We start from the raw sequence: 21,825 nt of genomic DNA on the forward strand, positions 1-21,825 counted from the left end.
GGAGGTCGCAGCTTAGAGAGTACGAGCCACTTGGACTTTCTCGAAGACTTCGATCTTGTCACCGACCTTGACGTCGTTATAGCTCTTGACGCCGATACCGCATTCCATGCCGGCACGCACTTCGGACGCATCGTCCTTGAAGCGACGCAGCGATTCCAGTTCGCCTTCGAAGATCACGATGTCTTCGCGCAGTACACGGATCGGACGGTTGCGGAAGACCACACCCTCGATGACCATGCAGCCGGCGATCGCACCGAACTTCGGCGAACGGAACACGTCACGCACTTCGGCGATACCCAGGATGTTCTCGCGAACATCGCTGCCCAGCATACCGGTCAGGGCTTTCTTGACGTCTTCGATGATGTCGTAGATCACGTTGTAGTAACGCATATCCAGACCTTCCTGCTCGACGATCTTGCGCGCGCCGGCATCGGCCCGCACGTTGAAGCCGAACAGTACCGCTGTCGAAGCCAGCGCCAGGTTGGCATCGGATTCGGTGATACCACCGACGCCGCCACCGACCACACGCACTTGCACTTCGTCGTTACCCAGGCCATTCAAGGCACCCTGCAACGCTTCCAGCGATCCACGGACGTCGGATTTGAGGACGATGTTGAGCGTCTTCTTCTCTTCCTGGCCCATGTTTTCGAAGATGTTTTCCAGCTTGCCGGCGTGAGCACGGGCCAGCTTGACTTCGCGGAACTTGCCTTGACGGAACAGAGCCACTTCACGGGCTTTCTTCTCGTCGGCAACCACGCTCATCTCGTCGCCGGCATCCGGGGTACCATCAAGGCCCAGGATCTCGACCGGAATGGCCGGACCGGCTTCCTTGATCGGCTTGCCGTTCTCGTCGAGCATGGCACGTACGCGGCCATAGTTCGAACCGACCAGCACCATGTCGCCCTGACGCAGCGTACCGTCCTGAACCAGCACGGTGGCCACCGGGCCACGGCCCTTGTCCAGGCGCGATTCGACGACCACACCACGGCCAGGAGCCGAGGGCGTTGCGGTCAGTTCCAGTACTTCAGCCTGCAGCAACACGGCTTCGAGCAATTCGTCGACGCCGGTACCCTGCTTGGCCGAAACCGGTACGAACGGGGTGTCGCCGCCCCACTCTTCCGAAGTCACACCGTGAACCGACAGCTCGCTGCGGATACGGTCCAGGTCGGCGCCCGGCTTGTCGATCTTGTTCACTGCAACCACCAGCGGCACGCCAGCGGCTTTCGCATGCTGAACGGCTTCGATGGTTTGCGGCATCACGCCGTCGTCCGCCGCGACCACCAGGATCACGATGTCCGTCGCCTTGGCACCACGGGCACGCATCGCGGTAAACGCGGCGTGGCCCGGGGTGTCGAGGAAGGTGACCATGCCGCGTTCGGTTTCGACGTGGTAGGCACCGATGTGCTGGGTGATACCGCCGGCTTCGCCTGCAGCAACCTTGGCACGACGAATGTAGTCGAGCAGCGAGGTCTTGCCGTGGTCGACGTGGCCCATGACGGTCACGACCGGTGCACGAGCGAACGCTTCACCCTCGAACTTCAGCGATTCGGCCAGGGAATCTTCCAGGGCGGTGTCGCTGACCAGGGTCACCTTGTGACCCAGCTCCTCGGCAACCAGCTGGGCAGTTTCCTGATCCAGCACCTGGTTGATGGTGGCTGGCGTGCCCAGCTTGAACATGAACTTGATGATCTCGGCAGCCTTGACCGACATCTGCGCGGCCAGATCGCCAACAGAGATGGTCTCGCCAATTTTCACGTCACGCACCAGCGGCCCGGTAGGGCTCTGGAAACCGTGAGCGTTGCGCTTCTTCAGCTTGCCCTTGCCACGACCGCCACGACGGAAGCCATCGCTCTCTTCGTCGGTGGTACGCGGTGCGGCACGCGGCGTCGGAGCCTTTTCCTTGACGGTGGCACGGTGAGGCTGGTTCTTGCGCTCGCCATCACTGTTGCCACTGCCGCTGCGACGGTCGTCGTTGCGCGGCTTGTCGGGACGCCGAGGCTCTTCCTTCTTGCGCTCAGGCGCCGGTGCAGGTGCCGGGGCGACCGCAGCCACATCGACGCTTGGCGCCGAAGGAGCTTGGGTTGCGGCGGCAGGGGCGTCGGCCTGAGCGGTGCTGCCAGGCGGCTTGCGCGTTTCTTCGTCGGTACGCGAACGGGTGTCCTGCTCGACCTTCTGGCGGGCAGCATCATTCGCTGCGCGACGCTCGTCGAGCTCGCGCTTCTGCTCGGCCTGGATCTCTTCCGGGCTGCGCTGAACGAATACCTTCTTCTTGCGTACTTCTACGCTGATGCTCTTGCTACCGGCCACACGCAGGGTGCTTTGGGTCTTGCGCTGCAAGGTAATCTTGCGCGGTTCTTCCGCTTTCGCCTTGTGGCTGCTTTTCAAATGAGCCAGCAGAGCCTGCTTCTCATTGTCGGTCACAACTTGTCCGGCGTCGGTGTGCGGCAGACCTGCCTCACGCATCTGCTGAAGCAGGCGCTCTACCGGTGCGGCGACCTCTTGGGCCAATTCTTTCACCGTGACTTGCGTCATGCACTTCTCTCCTCAGGCCGCGCCAATTACTCGAACCAATGGGCTCGGGCGGCCATGATCAACTTGCCGGCACGATCTTGGTCAATGCCGTCGATGTCGAGCAGGTCGTCAATCGACTGCTCGGCCAGGTCTTCGCGGGTAACTACGCCGCGCACCGCCAGTTCCATCGCCAAATCCTTGTCCATACCCTCAAGCGAGAGCAGGTCTTCGGCCGGATGGGCGTCTGCCAGCTTTTCCTCTGTAGCGATGGCTTTGGTCAACAAACGATCCTTGGCCCGAGCGCGAAGCTCGTTGACGATGTCTTCGTCAAAGCCGTCGATGTTGAGCATCTCTTCCAACGGTACGTAGGCAATTTCTTCCAGGCTTGTGAAGCCTTCGTCGACCAGTACCTGGGCCAGCTCTTCATCGACTTCCAGCTCGTCGATGAAGTTGCGCAGGATGTCACCGGTTTCCGCTTGCTGCTTGGCCTGAATGTCCGACTCGGTCATCACGTTCAGTGTCCAGCCAGTCAACTGGCTGGCCAGACGCACGTTCTGCCCGCCACGGCCAATTGCCTGGGCCAGGTTGTCGGCACCCACGGCGATGTCCATGGCATGGGCGTCTTCGTCGACGATGATGGCCGCGACTTCCGCCGGAGACATGGCATTGATGACGAACTGTGCCGGGTTATCGTCCCAGAGGACGATGTCGACGCGCTCGCCGCCCAACTCGCCGGACACAGCCTGCACACGCGAACCGCGCATGCCGATACAGGCACCTTGCGGGTCGATGCGCTTGTCCTTGGAGCGAACGGCGATCTTGGCGCGCGAACCCGGATCACGGGATGCGGCCATGACTTCAATGAGGCCTTCAGCGATTTCCGGCACCTCGATGCGGAAAAGCTCGATGAGCATTTCCGGCGCGGTACGCGAAAGGATCAGTTGAGGACCCCGGTTTTCGGTACGAATTTCCTTGAGCAGCGCGCGCAGGCGCACACCGACACGGAAGGTTTCGCGCGAAATGATATCTTCCCGAGCCAGCAAGGCCTCGGCGTTGTTGCCCAGATCGACGATGACGTTGTCGCGGGTCACCTTCTTGACCGTGCCAGAGATGATCTCGCCCAGTCGTTCACGGTAAGCATCCACCACCTGGGCGCGCTCGGCCTCGCGAACTTTCTGCACGATCACCTGCTTGGCGGTCTGGGCAGCGATGCGACCGAACTCGATGGAGTCGATCTTCTCTTCGATGACATCACCCACCTTGGCTTCGGGGTGTGTCAGTACAACCTTGCTCGGCCAGGTTTCGATGGCCGGATCGTCCAGGTCGTCTTCTTCGACGACCGTCCAGCGACGGAAGGTTTCGTAGGAGCCGGTGTGGCGATTGATTTCCACACGAAGATCCACTTCGTCTTCGAAGCGTTTCTTGGTCGCGGTCGCCAGAGCAATCTCCAGCGCTTCGAATATTACGCCTGCCGGTACACCCTTTTCATTGGATACCGACTCAACAACCAGCAGTACTTCTTTGCTCATCGTACGCCTCGCCTTTCGCAAGCCATTGGATCCGCGGGACCCGCAGTATCTGGCACGTCTCAGTCAAAACTGGGAATGATATTGGCCTTGTCGATCGAATCGATCGGCAGCAGGAATTCGTGTTCGTCTACTCGAATCACGACATCCTGGTCCTCCACACCATGGAGAAGGCCCTGAAAGTTGCGTCGTCCTTCGAAAGGGGCGCGCAGCTTTATCTTTACTTGTGCTCCGGCGTACGCGGCAAACTGTTCGATGTTGAACAGCGGGCGTTCCATGCCTGGAGAAGAAACTTCAAGGGTGTATTCGACGGTGATTGGATCTTCAACGTCCAGTACACCACTGAGCTGGCGGCTGACAATGGCGCAATCGTCCACCAGCACTCCGCCCTCTTTATCGATATAGACACGCAAAAGTGAATGGCGGCCTTGAGCCGAAAACTCAATACCCCAGCATTCATAGCCAAGGGCCACGACCACCGGGGCCAACAAGGCCTGCAACTGTTCTAGCTTGCTCGACACCTGAACCCCCTCGTGCATGCTGTGCAAATAAAAAATGGGCGAAGCGCCCATCCCGGATACGCCGTTGAATACCGGCGCTAAGAACTGTCCAGCTAACAAAAAGCCCCTTTGAAAAGGGGCTTTGCTAAAACTGGTTGCGGGAGCTGGATTTGAACCAACGACCTTCGGGTTATGAGCCCGACGAGCTACCAGACTGCTCCATCCCGCGACAAAGCTGGGGCGAAAGTATACGACCGAACCCGTTTTGGGTCAATCCAAGCTTCCACCGACAAGAAAGCCCGCAACAGCGGGCTCTCCTGATAATTGGTACCGAGAAGGGGACTCGAACCCCTACACCCTATGGGCACAACCACCTCAAGGTTGCGTGTCTACCAATTCCACCACCTCGGCAATACAACGTGTGAAACCCTTACCGCTTTTGTAACCCTGACACTCTTGCGAGTATCACTTTTGCCCTTGAGCCTGAGGAACGTCGGTAGCAGGAGCTACGTCGGTCTTTTGCTCTTGGAGCACCGGAACATCATCTGCTGCCGGCTTCTGCCTAGGTGCTTCGATGACCGCTGGATCTGGCAAACCTACTTGAGTCAGCTGTTGAGCTTTCTCTTTAGCAAAGTAACCTAAACCCAAGCTGGTTATGAAGAAACAGGCGGCAAGTATAGCAGTAAACTTACTAAGAAAGGTAGAGGAACCTTGGCTTCCGAAGACAGTATTTGATGCACCTGCCCCGAATGACGCGCCAGCGTCCGCACCTTTACCCTGTTGCAGCAAAACCAGAGCGACAACGCTCAGTGCACCCAACAGATGAAGAACGACTACGACTGTTTCCAGCATTTTCTCAGTTTCCCGCGGCGCGACAGATCGCACCGAAATCATCTGCATTCAGGGAAGCACCACCAATGAGGCCCCCATCGATATCCGGCATGCCGAACAGTTCGGCCGCATTGGCCGCTTTGACGCTACCGCCGTACAACAGCCGCACAGCTTGTGCGACCTTGGCATCTTCTGCCGTCAACTGAGCCCGGATGGCGGCGTGCACATCCTGAGCCTGTTGCGGCGTGGCAGTCAGCCCGGTGCCAATGGCCCAGACCGGCTCGTAGGCAATCACCGCATGGGTGAAAGCTTCGATACCCAAGGCTGCAATGACGCTGCCCAGCTGACGACCTACAATTTCCAAAGTCTGACCGGCTTCGCGCTCTTCAAGGGTTTCCCCCATGCAAAGCACTGGCGTCAGGCCGGCCGCTTGCGCGGCGCGGAATTTCTCGATCAGTTGCTGCTCGCCTTCGCCGATGACCTGGCGACGCTCGGAGTGACCGATCAGAACCAGCGAACAACCGGCATCGACCAACTGGCTCGAGGCGGTTTCGCCGGTCAATGCACCTTGCTCGGCCTGAACCGCGCAGTTCTGCGCACCGACAGCGATATGGCTGCCTTGCAGACCCTCGACCACACGGTCGACGAACAACAGGGGCGGGAACACCGCAACCTCGACAGAGTCGGGCAAGGACTGTTCGGACAGACCCTTGATCAGCTCGGCGACGCTGGCGCGGGTACCGTGCATTTTCCAGTTACCAGCTACCATGGGGCGACGCATGCTGTACCTCGTCGATCAAAGTGGGCGCAGATGTTACCCAACGCAACGTTCACTGGCAAGCCGTATTCAGGCGCAAACTTCACTCACCAGCCTGGCAAGCTCATCGGCGTAGCCACGCACTACTTTTTCGTCGTCGCCTTCGACCATTACCCGCACCAGCGGCTCGGTTCCGGACTTGCGCAACAGCACGCGCCCGCGACCACCCATGGCCTCGGTCACCCGCGCGCAGGCTTCCTTGACCGAGGGGTGCTCGACCGGATTGACGTCGCCGCCGGCAAAGCGCACGTTGACCAATACCTGAGGACACTTGCGCAGCCCCTGACGGGCATGTGCGAGGGTTTCGTCACGGCGCTTGAGGGCCAGCAGCACCTGCAGCGCAGCGATGATCGCATCGCCCGTGGTGGTGTGATGGCAGCAGACGATGTGGCCCGAATTCTCGCCACCCAATTGCCAGTCACGCTCCTTGAGCTCGGCCATCACGTAGCGGTCGCCGACGCTGGCGCGAACGAACGGGATGGACAGGTCCTGGAAGGCCAGTTCCAGGCCCAGGTTGCTCATCAGGGTACCGACCACGCCGCCGTGCAGCTTGCCGCGCTCGTGGAGATCGCGGGCGATGATGAACAGCAAGTCGTCGCCATCGACGATGGCACCCGTATGGTCGACCATCAATACGCGGTCACCGTCTCCGTCGAAGGCGATGCCCAGGTCGGCATGGCCTATCAGCACGGCAGCCTGCAACGCTTCCATGTGGGTCGAGCCGCAGTTGTCGTTGATGTTCAGGCCATCGGGCGCGGCAGACAGCACGGTGACCTGCGCACCCAGCTCGCGAAAGACATTGGGTGCGACCTTGTAGGTGGCGCCATGGGCACAATCGATCACCAGCTTGAGGCCAGCGAAGTCGGTGGTGGTGGGCACGCTGCTCTTGCAGAACTCGATGTAGCGGCCAGCGGCGTCGTTGATGCGCGAAACCTTGCCCAGCTTGCTGGACTCGGCCACCGTCATCGGCGCATCCATGAGCTCTTCGATCATCGACTCGACTTCGTCGGGCAGCTTGGTGCCCTGGCCGGAGAAGAACTTGATGCCGTTGTCATCGTGCGGATTGTGCGATGCACTGATGACGATCCCGGCTTCGGCATGGAACGTACGCGTCAGGTAGGCAATGGCGGGCGTGGGCATTGGGCCGAGCAACAGGACGTCGGCGCCGGCCGCGGACAGGCCGGCCTCCAGCGCCGATTCGAACATGTAGCCAGAGATCCGCGTGTCCTTGCCGACCAGCACGCGGCAAGCACCCATCTTGCGGAACGCCATGCCGGCCGCCCAGCCCAGCTTGAGCATGAAATCAGGGGTAATCGGGTACTCGCCGACACGACCACGAATGCCGTCGGTGCCAAAATATTTCCTGCTCATAAGTACTCCGTAATTCTTATTCGGCCGCTTCAACGGCGGCGATCATCCGAACGACATCAATCGTTTCGGCCACATCGTGGACGCGCAAGATCTTCGCACCCTTGGTCATCGCCAAGGCCGCCAGGGCCAAGCTGCCATTGAGGCGTTCGGCCACTGGCTTGTTCAGGGCCAATCCGACCATGCTCTTGCGCGAAACACCTACCAGCAAGGGCCGCCCAAGCGCATGCAACGCCTGCATATGCTTGAACAGGCTGAGGTTGTGCGCATGCGACTTGGCGAAACCGAAGCCTGGGTCGAGCAGTATACGCTCTGCAGGGATGCCGACCGAAGCACAGGCGTGCATGCGTTCGGACAGAAAGCCCGCCACCTCGCCCAGCAGGTCGTCGTAGTGGGGATGGTCCTGCATGGTGCCGGGCTCGCCCACCATGTGCATCAGACACACCGGAAGGCCGGTGGCCGCAGCGGCGTCCAGTGCGCCGTCGCGGCGCAGCGCGCGCACGTCGTTGATCAAACCGGCGCCGAGCCGTGCACTTTCGCGCATGACTGCCGGCGTGGAGGTGTCCACCGAAATGATCACATCCAGCTCGCGGTTGATCGCCTCCACCAGAGGGGCGACACGCTCAAGCTCTTCCACCGCAGACACCGCACGAGCGCCGGGGCGTGTCGATTCGCCACCGATGTCGATCAGGGTTGCGCCGGCATCGACCATCGCCTGCGCATGGCGCAGGGCCAGATCGCGCTGGTTGAAGCGGCCACCGTCGGAAAAGGAGTCGGGAGTGATATTGAGAATGCCCATGACATGCGTCTGGGCCAGATCGAGAACTCGGTTGCCGCAAGGCAACCGAGTGGGGTATTGCGAAGGGGTCATGTCAAACCTTAGGTATCGAGCGTTGAGGCGTCTGTATCAGACCTCGGCCGCTGGTCCACCGATGGGTGTTTCAGGACGTGGATCCGGGGCGATGGTAGTGCCCGACGAACCCGAACCACCGCCGGACCAATCGCGAGGCTCACGTGGCGTGCGGCCTGCCATGATGTCGTCGATCTGATCGGCATCGATCGTCTCATACTTCATCAGCGCGTCCGCCATTGCATCCAGCTTGTCACGGTTGTCCGTGAGGATCTGCCTGGCCGTGCCGTAGCACTGGTCGATAATGCTGCGCACTTCGGAGTCGATCACCTTGGCAGTCTCGCCCGACACTGCTGCCGCACCACCGCCGCCGCCACGACCCAGGTAACCCTGGTCTTCGTCTTCCGCGTAGAGCAACGGTCCGAGCTTCTCGGAGAGGCCCCACTTGGTGACCATGTTCCGAGCGATCTGGCTGGCACGCATGATGTCGTTGGACGCACCGGTGGTAACGCCATCGAAGCCCAGCGTCATTTCCTCGGCAATGCGCCCCCCGTACAGCGAGCAGATCTGACTGATCAAGGCGCGCTTGGAAAGGCTGTAGCGATCTTCCTCAGGCAGGAACATGGTCACGCCCAGCGCGCGACCGCGCGGGATGATCGAGACCTTGTAGACCGGGTCGTGCTCGGGCACGACGCGACCGACGATGGCATGGCCCGCTTCATGGTAAGCCGTGTTCTGCTTCTCTTTCTCGGACATGACCATGTTTTTGCGCTCGGCGCCCATCATGATCTTGTCCTTGGCGAGCTCGAATTCCTTCATCTCGACAAGGCGCTTGCCATTGCGGGCAGCGAACAGCGACGCTTCGTTGACCAGGTTGGCCAGATCGGCACCGGAGAAACCCGGTGTACCGCGAGCGATGACCGCAGGGTTCACGTCGTCGCCCAAGGGCGCTTTCTTCATGTGAACCTTGAGGATCTGCTCGCGACCGCGGATATCCGGCAGGCCCACCACGACCTGACGGTCGAAACGGCCCGGGCGCAGCAGCGCAGCGTCGAGCACGTCCGGACGGTTGGTCGCGGCAATGACGATGATGCCGTCATTCATTTCGAAGCCGTCCATTTCGACCAGCAACTGGTTGAGCGTCTGCTCGCGCTCGTCGTGACCACCGCCCATGCCGCCACCACGATGGCGACCCACGGCATCGATTTCGTCGATGAAGATGATGCAAGGCGCGTGCTTCTTCGCCTGTTCGAACATGTCACGTACACGGCTGGCACCGACACCGACGAACATCTCGACGAAGTCCGAACCGGAAATGGTGAAGAACGGTACCTTGGCTTCGCCGGCAATGGCCTTGGCCAGCAGCGTCTTACCCGTACCGGGCGGGCCGACCATCAGCACGCCGCGGGGAATGCGACCGCCCAGGCGCTGGAACTTGCCTGGATCGCGCAGGAACTCGACCAGCTCGCCGACTTCCTCCTTCGCTTCGTCGCAACCGGCCACGTCGGCCAGGGTGGTCTTGACCTGGTCTTCGGAGAGCAGGCGCGCCTTGCTCTTGCCGAAGCTCATCGGGCCGCCCTTGCCACCTGCCCCGCCCTGCATCTGGCGCATGAAGAACATGAACACCGCGATGATCACCAGGATCGGGAAGCTGGCCACCAGAAGCTGGGTCCAGATGCTTTGCTGTTCAGGCTGCTTGCCCTCGACCACGACCTTGTTGTCCACCAGGTCGCCGATCAGGCCGTTGTCCTGAATGGCAGGCCGGATGGTCTTGAAGGCATCGCCATCGGTACGCTTGCCGGTGATGACGTAGCCATCCACGGCAACGCGCTCGACTTTGCCGTCCTTCACCTGCTGGATGAAGTCGGAATAGTTGAGGGTCTGCGGCTCATTGGGGCTGGAGAAGTTGTTCATGACCGTCACCAGGACGGCGGCGATGATCAACCACAGGATCAGATTCTTTGCCATATCGTTCAATTCGCTACCCTCTGAAGCCTGCTACCCGCAACCCGCGCAGGCGTGCTTCGCATGATGTTCACCGGCCAAACTTACTACATTGCCTACGGCTCCGCAGGCGGCGTCTGTAACCTTTTGTGAAACTTTGACTGCGTAATCTTCGTTTATGCTCAGCATGCCGCGCCATTTAATAAAAGCTATCGACAGCCTCAGACCTCATGGTCCGGCTTTTCCGCGCCCTTGAAACCACGGCCCAGCAAGTACTGCTCGCGTGAACGGTCACGGGACGAGGAAGGCTTGCGCATCTGCACCTTCTCGAACATCTGCCGAACGGTCTTGTGATACACGTCGAAGCCTTCACCCTGGAAGACCTTGATCAGGAAATCACCGCCCGGACGCAGAACCCGGCTGGCCAGGTCGAGCGCCAGCTCGCAGAGGAACATTGCACGCGGCATGTCGACTGCGGCCAGTCCACTCATATTGGGGGCCATATCGGAAATCACAAGGTCGACCTGCGAATTACCGACGGCCTCGAGGATCTGCGCCAGCACTGCATCCTCGGTGAAGTCGCCCTGAATGAAGGTGACATCGGGGATGCTGTCCATTTCCAGGATATCGGACGCGATGAGTCGGCCCTGGCCACCAATCAGACGACTGGTCACCTGGGACCATCCGCCAGGCGCGGCGCCCAGGTCGATGACACTCATGCCGGGGCGGATCAGGCGGTCGCGCTCCTGTATTTCCAGCAGCTTGTAGCTTGCACGCGAACGATACCCGTCTTTCTGCGCCATCTTGACGTAGGGATCGTTGAAGTGTTCTTTCAGCCAATTGAGGCTTGTCTTGGAACGGGCCACGGGGCACCTCGAATAACGGGTCGTGATTAACTGGGCGGAGCCGAGGGCGCTCGGGTAAACTGGCCGCCGCTTTTTACAAGATCAGATGAAGGGTCAGATTATGCCGCTCACTCAAGAGCAGAAGAAACAGTACAAATCGATTGGTCACCATCTGAAGCCGGTTTTGATGGTTGCCGACAATGGTTTGACTGAAGGTGTTTTAGCAGAATTCGAACGCGCCTTGAGCGATCACGAGCTGATCAAGATCAAACTCAACATCCTCGACCGCGAACAGCGCCTGCAAGCCGTTGCCGAATTGTGCAAGGTCGGCCGTGCCGATCTGGTCCAGGTCATCGGCAAGATGGCCCTGGTTTACCGCAAGAACCCGCAAGTGAACAAGCAACTGTCGAACGTGCATCGCTTTCGCTGATGCCCGGGCCGACCCTCGAGGTCGCGCCCTGCGCGCCGCCGAGGGGCCCGGCTGCCCTACCAACACCAGGCTAACGCCCAACAGCTGGTAGCACCACAGCTGCCAGATGGCGGCGCTCACGCGCCGCCACGGCAGTCGATCAAACGTGGGCGACTTCGACGATCTCGTACTCGATCACGCCGCCGGGGGTTTTCACCGTGACCACGTCGCCTTCTTCCTTGGCGATGAGGGCACGTGCGATCGGCGAGCCATGGGACAGCTTGCCGCCCTTGATATCGGCTTCGTCCTCACCGACGATCTTGTACTTCACGCGCTCGTCGGTTTCGACATTGGCGATTTCCACGGTCGTGCCGAAAATCACCTTGCCGGTTTTCGGAATCGTGGTGACGTCGATCACCACGGCGTTCTGCAAACGCCCCTCGATGTCACGGATACGCGCCTCGACCATGCCCTGTTCTTCGCGGGCCGCATGGTATTCGGCGTTTTCCTTGAGGTCGCCCAGCTCGCGCGCCTCACCGATGGCCTGGCTCAGGCGCGGACGCTCGACCTTGCTGAGTTTTTCGTGTTCTTCCTCCAGGGCACGATGGCCCTGGACGGTCATTGGGTACTTGATCATGCGTTGAGTCCTGCGTGGAGATCCTGCAAACGGCGCACGGTCTTTTCAGGACCGAACTTGAGCGCTTCACAGATCGCTTCGCCAGCGGCAATGGTCGTGGTGCAGTAGATCTTGTGCTGCAAGGCGTTGCGACGGATCGAGTAAGAATCGGCGATCGACTGACGGCCTTCGGTGGTGTTGATGATCAAGGTGACTTCGTCGTTCTTGATCATGTCGACCACGTGCGGGCGGCCTTCGGTCACCTTGTTGACGCGACGTACCTTCAAACCGGCTGCTTCGATGACGCGTGCGGTGCCTGCGGTGGCGACCACTTCGAAGCCCAATGCGATCAGGTCGCGGGCCACGCCAGCCACCAGCGGCTTGTCGTCGTCACGCACGCTGATGAAGGCCGTGCCGCCGGTCGGCAGCACTTCGCTGGCGCCCATCTGCGCCTTGGCGAAGGCTTCGCCGAAGGTGTCGCCGACACCCATCACTTCACCCGTGGATTTCATTTCCGGGCCAAGGATCGGGTCAACGCCAGGGAACTTGGCGAACGGGAACACCGCTTCCTTGACGCTGTAGAAGTTGGGAATGATTTCCTTGGTGAAGCCGATTTCCTTCAGAGTCTTGCCGGCCATGACGCGCGCGGCAATCATCGCCAGCGAGGTGCCGATGCACTTGGACACGAACGGTACGGTACGCGAAGCACGCGGGTTGACTTCGATCACGTAGATCTTGTCGCCCTGCAGGGCCAGCTGCACGTTCATCAAGCCGATGACACCCAGTTCCAGGGCCATCTTCTTGACCTGCTCGCGCACTTCGTCCTGCACGTGGGCCGGCAGCGAGTACGGCGGCAGCGAGCAGGCCGAGTCACCGGAGTGAACACCGGCCTGCTCGATGTGCTGCATGATCGCGCCGATGACCACGTCGGTGCCGTCGCACACCGCATCCACGTCCATCTCGATGGCGCAGTTGAGGAAGTGGTCGAGCAGCACCGGGCTGTCGTTGGACACCTGTACGGCTTCACGCAGGTAGCGCTTGAGCTCGTCGAGTTCGTAGACGATCTCCATGGCGCGGCCGCCCAGCACGTACGACGGGCGCACGACCAGCGGGTAACCGATCACGCCAGCGGCGCGAATGGCTTCCTCTTCGCTGCGCACGGTCGCGTTCGGCGGCTGCAGCAGGTTCAGGCGCTGGACCATCTGCTGGAAACGCTCGCGGTCTTCGGCGCGGTCGATGGAATCAGGGCTGGTGCCGATGATCGGCACGCCGGCTTCTTCCAAGGCGCGGGCCAGTTTCAGCGGGGTCTGGCCACCGTACTGGACGATGACGCCCTTGGGCTTCTCGACGCGCACGATTTCCAGCACGTCTTCGAGCGTCAATGGCTCGAAGTACAGGCGATCGGAGGTGTCGTAGTCGGTGGACACGGTTTCCGGGTTGCAGTTGACCATGATGGTCTCGTACCCGTCGGCGCGCAGGGCCAGGGCCGCGTGAACGCAGCAGTAGTCGAACTCGATGCCTTGGCCGATACGGTTCGGGCCACCGCCCAGGATCATGATCTTGTCGCGGTCGGTCGGGTTGGCCTCGCACTCTTCCTCGTACGTGGAGTACAGGTAGGCGGTATCGGTGGCGAACTCGGCGGCGCAGGTGTCGACGCGCTTGTAGACCGGGAACACGTCCAGCTTGTGGCGGTGACGACGCAGATTCTTGTCGGTGATGCCCAGCAGCTTGGCCAGGCGCTGGTCGGAGAAACCCTTGCGCTTGAGGCGGAACATCAAGGCCTTGTCGATATCGGCCAGACCCAGGGTCTTGACCTTCTCTTCTTCCTTGATCAGGTCTTCCATCTGCACCAGGAACCAGCGGTCGATCATGGTCAGGGCGAAAATGTCGTCCACGCTCATGCCGGCGCGCATGGCGTCGGCGACGTACCAGATGCGCTCGGCGCCCGGCACGGTCAGTTCGCGCTTGAGGATGCCGCTGGCTTCGGGGCTGCTCAGATCGACTTTCGGGTCCAGGCCACTGACGCCCACTTCCAGGCCGCGCAGGGCTTTCTGCAGGGATTCCTGGAAGGTCCGGCCGATGGCCATGACTTCACCCACGGATTTCATCTGGGTGGTCAGGCGCGCGTCGGCTTTCGGGAATTTCTCGAAGGCGAAGCGTGGCAGCTTGGTGACGACGTAGTCGATGGACGGCTCGAACGACGCCGGGGTCTTGCCGCCGGTGATGTCGTTCTGCAGTTCGTCGAGGGTGTAGCCGACGGCCAGCTTGGCCGCGACCTTGGCGATCGGGAAGCCGGTGGCCTTGGAAGCCAGTGCCGAGGAACGCGACACGCGCGGGTTCATCTCGATCACGACCATGCGGCCGGTGTCCGGGCAGATACCGAACTGTACGTTGGAACCGCCGGTTTCCACGCCGATCTCGCGCAGCACTGCCAGCGAGGCGTTGCGCAGGATCTGGTATTCCTTGTCGGTCAGGGTCTGCGCCGGTGCGACGGTGATCGAGTCACCGGTGTGCACGCCCATCGGGTCGAAGTTCTCGATGGAACAGACGATGATGCAGTTGTCCTTTTTGTCGCGGACCACTTCCATCTCGTACTCTTTCCAACCGATCAGCGATTCGTCGATCAGCAGTTCCTTGGTTGGCGACAGGTCCAGGCCACGGGCGCAGATCTCTTCGAACTCTTCACGGTTGTAGGCGATGCCGCCGCCGGTACCGCCCATGGTGAACGATGGACGAATGATGCACGGGAAGCCGAGCTTCTCCAGCACGGCATTGGCTTCTTCCATGCTGTGGGCGATACCCGAGCGCGGGCAGGCCAGGCCGATGGACTTCATGGCCTTGTCGAAACGCGAACGGTCTTCGGCCTTGTCGATGGTGTCGGCATTGGCACCGATCATTTCCACGCCGAACTTGGCCAGAACGCCTTCGCGCTCCAGGTCCAGGGCACAGTTCAGGGCAGTCTGGCCACCCATGGTCGGCAACACGGCGTCCGGACGCTCTTTCTCGATGATCTTGGCCACGGTCTGCCACTTGATCGGTTCGATGTAGGTGGCGTCGGCCATGTCCGGGTCGGTCATGATGGTGGCCGGGTTGGAGTTGACCAGAATGACGCGGTAACCCTCTTCGCGCAGGGCCTTGCAGGCCTGGGCGCCGGAGTAGTCGAATTCGCAGGCCTGGCCGATGACGATCGGGCCGGCGCCAAGAATCAGGATGCTTTTCAAGTCTGTACGTTTTGGCATGGTTCTCACTCAATTGCGCAGTTCAGCCGGCTGCCCGTCTGAACTTTATTGGGCGGCGCCCTGGCGGCCTGTCCGTCTTCGACGGGGCCAGCCGGGGCGCGCGTTACACACGGGTCCGACAGTGATCAGCGGCGCTTGGCCATCGATTCGATGAAGCGGTCGAACAGCGGCGAGACGTCGTTCGGACCGGGGCTGGCTTCAGGGTGACCCTGGAAGCTGAACGCGGCCTTGTCGGTCAGCTCGATACCCTGCAGGGTGCCGTCGAACAGCGATTTGTGGATCGCGCGGACATTGCTCGGCAACGTCGCTTCATCTACCGCGAAGCCGTGGTTCTGGCTGGTGATCATCACCACGCCGCTGTCGACATCCTGCACCGGGTGGTTGGCACCGTGGTGACCATGACCCATCTTGACGGTCTTGGCGCCGGCGGCCAAAGCCAGCAACTGGTGGCCCAGGCAGATGCCGAAGACCGGAATTTCGGTCTGCAGCACTTCCTTGATCGCCTGGATAGCGTAGTCGCAGGGCTCTGGATCGCCAGGGCCGTTGGACAGGAAGACGCCATCGGGGTTGAGCGCCAGCACGTCGGCGGCCGGGGTTTGCGCAGGTACCACGGTGAGGTGGCAGCCGCGCTCGACCAGCATGCGCAGGATGTTGACCTTGACGCCGTAGTCGTAGGCGACCACGTGGTAAGGCAGCTCGCTGTTGGGCCTATCGGGGTGGCTGTCGGATTTCAGCTCCCAGACACTGGAGCGCCACTGGTAGGTGTCCTTGGTGCTGACTTCCTTGGCCAGGTCCATGCCCTTGAGGCCGGGGAAGGCGCGCGCGGCGGCGATGGCGGCCTCTTCGCTGATGTCGTCACCGGCCATGATGCAGCCGTTCTGCGCGCCTTTCTCTCGCAGGATGCGGGTCAGGCGGCGGGTGTCGATGCCGGCGATGGCAACCACGTTGTTGGCTTTCAGGTAGTCGTCCAGGGCCATGGTGTTACGCCAGTTGCTGGCCACCAATGGCAGGTCGCGGATCACCAGGCCTGCGGCCCAGACGCGATCGGACTCGGCATCTTCCGGGGTGGTGCCGGTGTTGCCGATGTGGGGGTAGGTCAGGGTGACGATTTGCTGGGCATAGGAAGGATCGGTAAGGATTTCCTGATAGCCGGTCATGGCGGTGTTGAACACCACCTCTCCAACGGTTTGCCCGTCGGCTCCAATGGCTTCGCCGCGAAAGATGCTGCCATCGGCAAGGGCGAGTATGGCTGGCTTAGTCAAGAAGACCTCCCGTAAATAAAGCCTGAAAGGGCGATCGCAGGTTGTAAAAAAGCGGAATGCCGTATGGATACGTCACCCCGCTTCTTTTCATCGAATTATCTGCGCGCTTTTAGTGGACACACTAAAGCTGTAGCTTACAGAAAAGAGGGGTTTTGGTCTACCGCGAATGCGGTGCAGACTTGAGGGAATGCGACTTTGGCGCGCCTTCCTCTGCAGGAGCGGTCATTGGCCGCGAATAGGCACCGCGGTGTGTCAGCAAGACCGCGGCGTCTGGTTCGCGGCCGATGACCGCTCCTACGGGAGGAGCGAGCCGGGCGCAGCTGGGTCAATGCAGGTCCAGCACGTCCTGCATGTCGTAGAAGCCTGGGGCGCGGCCGTCGAGCCAGAGGGCGGCGCGTACCGCTCCCTTGGCGAACGTCATGCGGCTGGACGCCTTGTGGGTGATCTCGACGCGCTCGCCGTCAGCGGCGAACAGCACGGTGTGGTCACCCACCACGTCGCCAGCACGCACAGTGGCGAAACCAATGGTCTGGCGCTCGCGCGCGCCGGTCTGACCTTCACGGCCATACACCGCCACCTTTTTCAGATCGCGACCCAACGCACTGGCAATCACTTCGCCCATGCGCACGGCCGTGCCCGAGGGCGCATCGACCTTGTGCCGGTGATGGGCTTCCATAATCTCGATATCGACGTCGTCGCCCAACACCCGCGCAGCGGTGTCGAGCAACTTCAGGCACAGATTGACGCCGACACTGAAGTTGGCGGCGAAGACGATGGGGATATCCTTGCCCGCCTCGGCCAGCAATGCCTTTTCTTCGGCACTGAAACCGGTGGTGCCGATGACCATGGCCTTGCCCGCCTTGCGGCAGAACGCCAGGTTCTTCAGCGTTACCGTTGGGTGGGTGAAGTCGATCAACACATCGAACTCCTCCGCCACCTTGGCCACGTCGCCCGACAGCGGTACGCCGATCCGCCCCAGCGCAGCCAGCTCGCCGGCATCGGCGCCGACCAGTGTACTGTCCGGCCGATCGACCGCCGCCGTCAAACCGGCGCCGGGCGCCAGCTGGACCGCTTCGATCAAGGTCTTGCCCATGCGCCCGGCGGCGCCCATCACAGCTATACGTCGCATGCTCGAATCCTTATGCCTTACAGGTCGCCGAAGAAACGCTTCACACCCTCGAACCAGCCATTGGCCTTCGGCGAATGGGATTCGTTGCCCTCAAGCGAAGTGCGGAATTCTTCCAGCAACTCACGCTGACGACGGTCGAGGTTGACCGGCGTTTCCACCGCCACCCGGCACATCAGGTCGCCGGCACCGCCGCCGCGCACGGGCGCAACGCCCTTGCCGCGCAGACGGAACTGCTTGCCGGTCTGGGTGCCTTCCGGAATCTTCAGCTTGACCCGACCGTCGAGGGTCGGCACTTCCAGCTCGCCGCCCAAGGCTGCGTCGGTAAAGCTGATCGGCACTTCGCAGTACAGATGCTTGCCGTCGCGCTGGAAGATCGCGTGCTCGCGCACGTTGATCACCACGTAGAGGTCGCCGGTCGGGCCACCCTGCATGCCCGCCTCGCCTTCACCCGACAGGCGAATGCGATCACCGGTGTCGACGCCCGAAGGCACCTTGACCGAGAGGGTCTTGTACTCTTCGACACGGCCTTCGCCATGGCACGAATCGCACGGGTCGGAGATGATCTTGCCCTGGCCATGGCAGCGCGGGCAGGTCTGCTGCACCGAGAAGAAGCCCTGCTGCATACGCACCTGGCCGATACCGCCACAGGTCGGGCAGGTGATCGGCGCCGAGCCTTTCTTCGCGCCACTGCCGTCGCAGGGCTTGCAGTTGACCAGCGTCGGCACACGGATGCTGACCGTGGTGCCGCGCACGGCTTCTTCCAGGTTCAGTTCGAGGGTGTAGCGCAGGTCGCTGCCACGCTGGGCGCCGCCGCGGCCATTGCCGCCGCGACCGCCACCGAAGAAATCGCTGAACACATCGCCGAAGATATCGGAGAAATTCTGGCCGCCGAAACCTTGGCCACCGCCACCCATGCTCGGGTCGACGCCGGCATGACCATACTGGTCGTATGCTGCGCGCTTGCTCGCATCGGACAGCACTTCATAGGCCTCGTTGGCCTCTTTGAATGCCTCTTCCGATTCCTTGCTGTCGGGGTTGCGATCCGGGTGATGCTTCATCGCGAGGCGGCGATAGGCCTTCTTCAGATCTGCTTCGCTGGAGCCGCGCTCCACCCCCAGAACCTCGTAATAGTCACGCTTTGCCATAAGTCTTTTTACTCTTTTGGGAGCCAGCACGCAGGGGCGCCGCTGACCGCGCCGCCAACATCCGATCGCTGTCGCATGTTGTTAAAATTCGTGTATTCCAGACACGCCAACGCGGGAGCAAGCCCCCGCGCGGCGACATCCTACCAGTCACCGTGCAAGCACAGTCAACCGGCCGACCAACAAGTGTTTACTTGTTGTCTTTGACTTCTTCGAACTCGGCATCGACAACGTCGTCGTGCTTGCCGGCTTCTTCCGCTGGCTGGGCAGCAGCACCTTCAGGCTTCTCGGCCTGGTCGGCGTACATCTTCTGCGCCACTGGAGCGGAGACCTTGGACAGCTCTTCGACCTTGGCATCGATGGCAGCCTTGTCGTCGCCCTTGACCGCAGCTTCCAGCGCCACGACGGCCGCTTCGATGGCAGTCTTCTCGTCGGCAGTGACCTTGTCACCGGCGTCGGCAACCATCTTGCGCGTCGAGTGCACCAGTGCATCACCCTGGTTGCGGGCAGCAGCCAGCTCTTCGAACTTGCGGTCTTCCTCGGCGTTGACTTCAGCGTCACGCACCATCTGCTGAATTTCGTCTTCGGACAGACCGGAGTTGGCCTTGATCACGATCGACTGGGTCTTGCCGGTGGCCTTGTCCTTCGCGCCGACGTGCAGGATGCCGTTGGCATCGATGTCGAAGGTCACTTCGATCTGCGGCACGCCACGCGGCGCTGGCGGGATCTCGGCCAAGTCGAACTTGCCCAGCGACTTGTTCTGCGCGGCTTGCTTGCGCTCGCCCTGCAGGACGTGAATGGTCACGGCGCCCTGGTTGTCATCGGCAGTCGAGAATACCTGCGATTTCTTGGTAGGAATCGTGGTGTTCTTCTCGATCAGCGCAGTCATCACGCCACCCATGGTTTCGATACCCAGGGTCAGCGGGCTGACGTCGAGCAGCAGCACGTCTTTCACGTCACCGGCCAGTACGGCGCCCTGGATGGCAGCACCCATGGCAACGGCTTCGTCGGGGTTGACGTCCTTGCGGGCTTCTTTGCCGAAGAAGTCGGTGACCAGCTTCTGGACCAGCGGCATGCGGGTCTGACCACCGACCAGGATCACGTCGTTGATCGCGCCAACGTCGATACCGGCGTCTTTCATGGCGATGCGGCAAGGCTCGATGGTGCGTTGAACCAGGTCTTCGACCAAAGATTCCAGCTTGGCGCGGGAGATCTTCACGTTCAAGTGCTTCGGACCGGTCGCGTCTGCAGTGATGTACGGCAGGTTGACGTCGGTCGACTGGCTCGAGGACAGCTCGATCTTGGCTTTCTCAGCGGCTTCTTTCAGGCGCTGCATGGCCAGCGGGTCACCCTTGAGGTTCATGCCGCTTTCTTTCTTGAATTCGTCTACGAGGTAGTCGATCAAGCGGATGTCGAAGTCTTCGCCGCCCAGGAAGGTGTCGCCGTTGGTGGCCAACACTTCGAACTGGTGCTCGCCGTCCACTTCGGCGATTTCGATCACGGACACGTCGAAGGTACCGCCACCCAGGTCATAAACGATGACGGTGTGGTCGCCCTTGGCCTTGTCCATACCGTATGCCAGTGCAGCGGCAGTCGGCTCGTTGATGATGCGCTTGACGTCCAGACCGGCGATACGACCGGCGTCCTTGGTGGCCTGACGCTGGCTGTCGTTGAAGTAGGCCGGCACGGTGATGACCGCTTCGGTGACCGCTTCGCCGAGGTAGTCTTCGGCGGTCTTCTTCATCTTTTTCAAGATTTCAGCCGAGATCTGCGGCGGTGCCATTTTCTGGCCGTTGACTTCGACCCAGGCGTCCTTGTTGTCGGCTTCGACAATCTTGTAGGGCACCATCTGGATGTCTTTCTGCACGACGTCTTCGGCGAAACGACGGCCGATCAGGCGCTTCACTGCATACAGCGTGTTATGCGGGTTGGTGACGGCCTGACGCTTGGCCGACTGACCGACGAGAATTTCGCCGTCGTTGGCATAAGCGATGATCGAAGGTGTGGTCCGAGCGCCTTCGGCGTTCTCGATGACCTTGGCCTTGCCGTTTTCCAGAATGGAGACGCAGGAGTTGGTGGTCCCCAGGTCGATACCGATAATCTTGCCCATGTTTCTTCTCCTGGCACTAAGGCCCGAAAATTTTGGATTTGGTTGCCGCAGCAGTGGTGGCTGTCTGCGGTAGCACTTAAACGCTTGACACTAAGATGGGGGCCACTTGGCCGATTTCAAGCCTGCTCGTCGATCGAAGGCGAAACCGGTGCGGCGGCCTTGCTGACCACGACCATGGCCGGGCGCAGCAGGCGTCCATTGAGCTGATAGCCCTTCTGGAAAACCTTCAAGACACTGTTGGGCTCGACGTCCGCGCTTTCCTGCATCGCCATGGCTTGGTGATGCTCGGCGTTGAATGGCTGGCCGTGCGGGTCGATGGCTTCCAGGTTGTAGCGCTTGAGGGTGTCCTGAAACATTTTCAGGGTCAGCTCCATGCCTTCGCGCATCGGACGAATGCTTTCGTCGTCGGCGCTGGACAGCTCGATACCGCGCTCCAGGCTGTCGAGCACGGGCAGCAGGTCGCCGGCGAACTTCTCGAGGGCGAACTTGTGCGCCTTTTCCACGTCCTGATCGGCGCGGCGGCGAACATTCTGCAGGTCGGCCGCCACACGCAGCGACTGGTCCTGAGCGGTGGCGAGCTGCTCTTCGAGCAACTGCACGCGCGCGGTGAGGTCTTCGGCGCCAGCGCTGGCAGCCTGATTAGCGTCTAGATTCTGATCGTCCAGATTCTGTTCATCAGCCATTGGTTCTCTCCTCTCGATAACGTCCGCGAGGTCGACTCGCGCT

17 protein-coding genes and 2 tRNA genes are annotated in these 21,825 nt (G+C 61.2%); 1 reads left to right on the top strand and 18 read right to left on the bottom strand.

Annotated features, from left to right (window positions below):
* Positions 1-12: 12 nt before the first annotated feature.
* The 11 genes from infB to rlmE form a co-directional block, all read right to left on the bottom strand.
* Positions 13-2,532 (bottom strand): translation initiation factor IF-2, encoded by a 2,520-nt coding sequence (gene infB, locus IFT44_RS18455; RefSeq protein ID WP_192176368.1) that lies wholly within the window; start codon positions 2,530-2,532, stop codon positions 13-15.
* A 26-nt stretch (positions 2,533-2,558) separates the two neighbouring features.
* A complete protein-coding gene (gene nusA / locus IFT44_RS18460; RefSeq protein ID WP_122480184.1) occupies positions 2,559-4,040 on the bottom strand; it encodes a transcription termination factor NusA in 1,482 nt (493 codons plus the stop codon).
* Positions 4,041-4,099: 59 nt separating this feature from the next.
* Positions 4,100-4,558: a ribosome maturation factor RimP gene (gene rimP / locus IFT44_RS18465; RefSeq protein ID WP_163007671.1), complete on the bottom strand. Its 459-nt coding sequence runs from the start codon at positions 4,556-4,558 to the stop codon at positions 4,100-4,102.
* A gap of 131 nt (positions 4,559-4,689) precedes the next feature.
* A tRNA-Met gene (locus tag IFT44_RS18470) sits at positions 4,690-4,766 on the bottom strand.
* Between the two features lie 96 nt (positions 4,767-4,862).
* A tRNA-Leu gene (locus IFT44_RS18475) sits at positions 4,863-4,948 on the bottom strand.
* 54 nt (positions 4,949-5,002) lie between these two features.
* Positions 5,003-5,389, bottom strand: coding sequence for a preprotein translocase subunit SecG (secG, locus tag IFT44_RS18480; protein ID WP_122480186.1), 387 nt, complete (start codon positions 5,387-5,389; stop codon positions 5,003-5,005).
* A 4-nt stretch (positions 5,390-5,393) separates the two neighbouring features.
* Entirely contained in the window at positions 5,394-6,149 is a 756-nt protein-coding gene (gene tpiA, locus IFT44_RS18485; RefSeq protein WP_122480187.1) for a triose-phosphate isomerase, read from the bottom strand.
* A 66-nt stretch (positions 6,150-6,215) separates the two neighbouring features.
* Positions 6,216-7,556, bottom strand: coding sequence for a phosphoglucosamine mutase (glmM, locus tag IFT44_RS18490; RefSeq protein WP_122480188.1), 1,341 nt, complete (start codon positions 7,554-7,556; stop codon positions 6,216-6,218).
* A 16-nt stretch (positions 7,557-7,572) separates the two neighbouring features.
* Positions 7,573-8,424, bottom strand: a complete 852-nt coding sequence (gene folP, locus IFT44_RS18495) for a dihydropteroate synthase (RefSeq protein ID WP_122480189.1) — start codon at positions 8,422-8,424, stop codon at positions 7,573-7,575.
* A 36-nt stretch (positions 8,425-8,460) separates the two neighbouring features.
* Positions 8,461-10,371, bottom strand: coding sequence for an ATP-dependent zinc metalloprotease FtsH (ftsH, locus tag IFT44_RS18500; protein WP_185795388.1), 1,911 nt, complete (start codon positions 10,369-10,371; stop codon positions 8,461-8,463).
* Between the two features lie 197 nt (positions 10,372-10,568).
* Complete coding sequence (rlmE, locus tag IFT44_RS18505; RefSeq protein WP_122480191.1) at positions 10,569-11,213, bottom strand: 23S rRNA (uridine(2552)-2'-O)-methyltransferase RlmE; 645 nt, start codon at positions 11,211-11,213, stop codon at positions 10,569-10,571.
* 100 nt (positions 11,214-11,313) lie between these two features.
* Here rlmE and IFT44_RS18510 point away from each other — a divergent pair, with 100 nt between their 5' ends.
* Entirely contained in the window at positions 11,314-11,622 is a 309-nt protein-coding gene (locus tag IFT44_RS18510; RefSeq protein WP_049858703.1) for a YhbY family RNA-binding protein, read from the top strand.
* 139 nt (positions 11,623-11,761) lie between these two features.
* Here IFT44_RS18510 and greA read toward each other — a convergent pair whose 3' ends face one another.
* The 7 genes from greA to grpE form a co-directional block, all read right to left on the bottom strand.
* A complete protein-coding gene (gene greA / locus IFT44_RS18515; RefSeq protein WP_122480192.1) occupies positions 11,762-12,238 on the bottom strand; it encodes a transcription elongation factor GreA in 477 nt (158 codons plus the stop codon).
* Positions 12,235-15,456, bottom strand: coding sequence for a carbamoyl-phosphate synthase large subunit (carB, locus tag IFT44_RS18520; RefSeq protein WP_122480193.1), 3,222 nt, complete (start codon positions 15,454-15,456; stop codon positions 12,235-12,237). The genes greA and carB overlap by 4 nt, the downstream gene beginning before the upstream one ends.
* Positions 15,457-15,581: 125 nt before the next feature.
* Positions 15,582-16,718, bottom strand: a complete 1,137-nt coding sequence (carA, locus tag IFT44_RS18525; protein ID WP_192059937.1) for a glutamine-hydrolyzing carbamoyl-phosphate synthase small subunit — start codon at positions 16,716-16,718, stop codon at positions 15,582-15,584.
* Positions 16,719-17,043: 325 nt separating this feature from the next.
* Complete coding sequence (gene dapB, locus IFT44_RS18530) at positions 17,044-17,847, bottom strand: 4-hydroxy-tetrahydrodipicolinate reductase (RefSeq protein ID WP_122480195.1); 804 nt, start codon at positions 17,845-17,847, stop codon at positions 17,044-17,046.
* 17 nt (positions 17,848-17,864) lie between these two features.
* The gene (gene dnaJ, locus IFT44_RS18535; protein WP_122480196.1) at positions 17,865-18,992 is read right to left on the bottom strand and encodes a molecular chaperone DnaJ; all 1,128 of its coding nucleotides are present in this window, start codon (positions 18,990-18,992) and stop codon (positions 17,865-17,867) included.
* 187 nt (positions 18,993-19,179) lie between these two features.
* The gene (gene dnaK / locus IFT44_RS18540; protein ID WP_122480197.1) at positions 19,180-21,099 is read right to left on the bottom strand and encodes a molecular chaperone DnaK; all 1,920 of its coding nucleotides are present in this window, start codon (positions 21,097-21,099) and stop codon (positions 19,180-19,182) included.
* 116 nt (positions 21,100-21,215) lie between these two features.
* Complete coding sequence (gene grpE, locus IFT44_RS18545; protein WP_122480198.1) at positions 21,216-21,782, bottom strand: nucleotide exchange factor GrpE; 567 nt, start codon at positions 21,780-21,782, stop codon at positions 21,216-21,218.
* Positions 21,783-21,825 lie beyond the last annotated feature (43 nt).

The sequence above is a fragment of the Pseudomonas sp. CFBP 13710 genome (assembly GCF_014842235.1).
In the GTDB taxonomy this organism is placed as follows: domain Bacteria; phylum Pseudomonadota; class Gammaproteobacteria; order Pseudomonadales; family Pseudomonadaceae; genus Aquipseudomonas; species Aquipseudomonas baltica.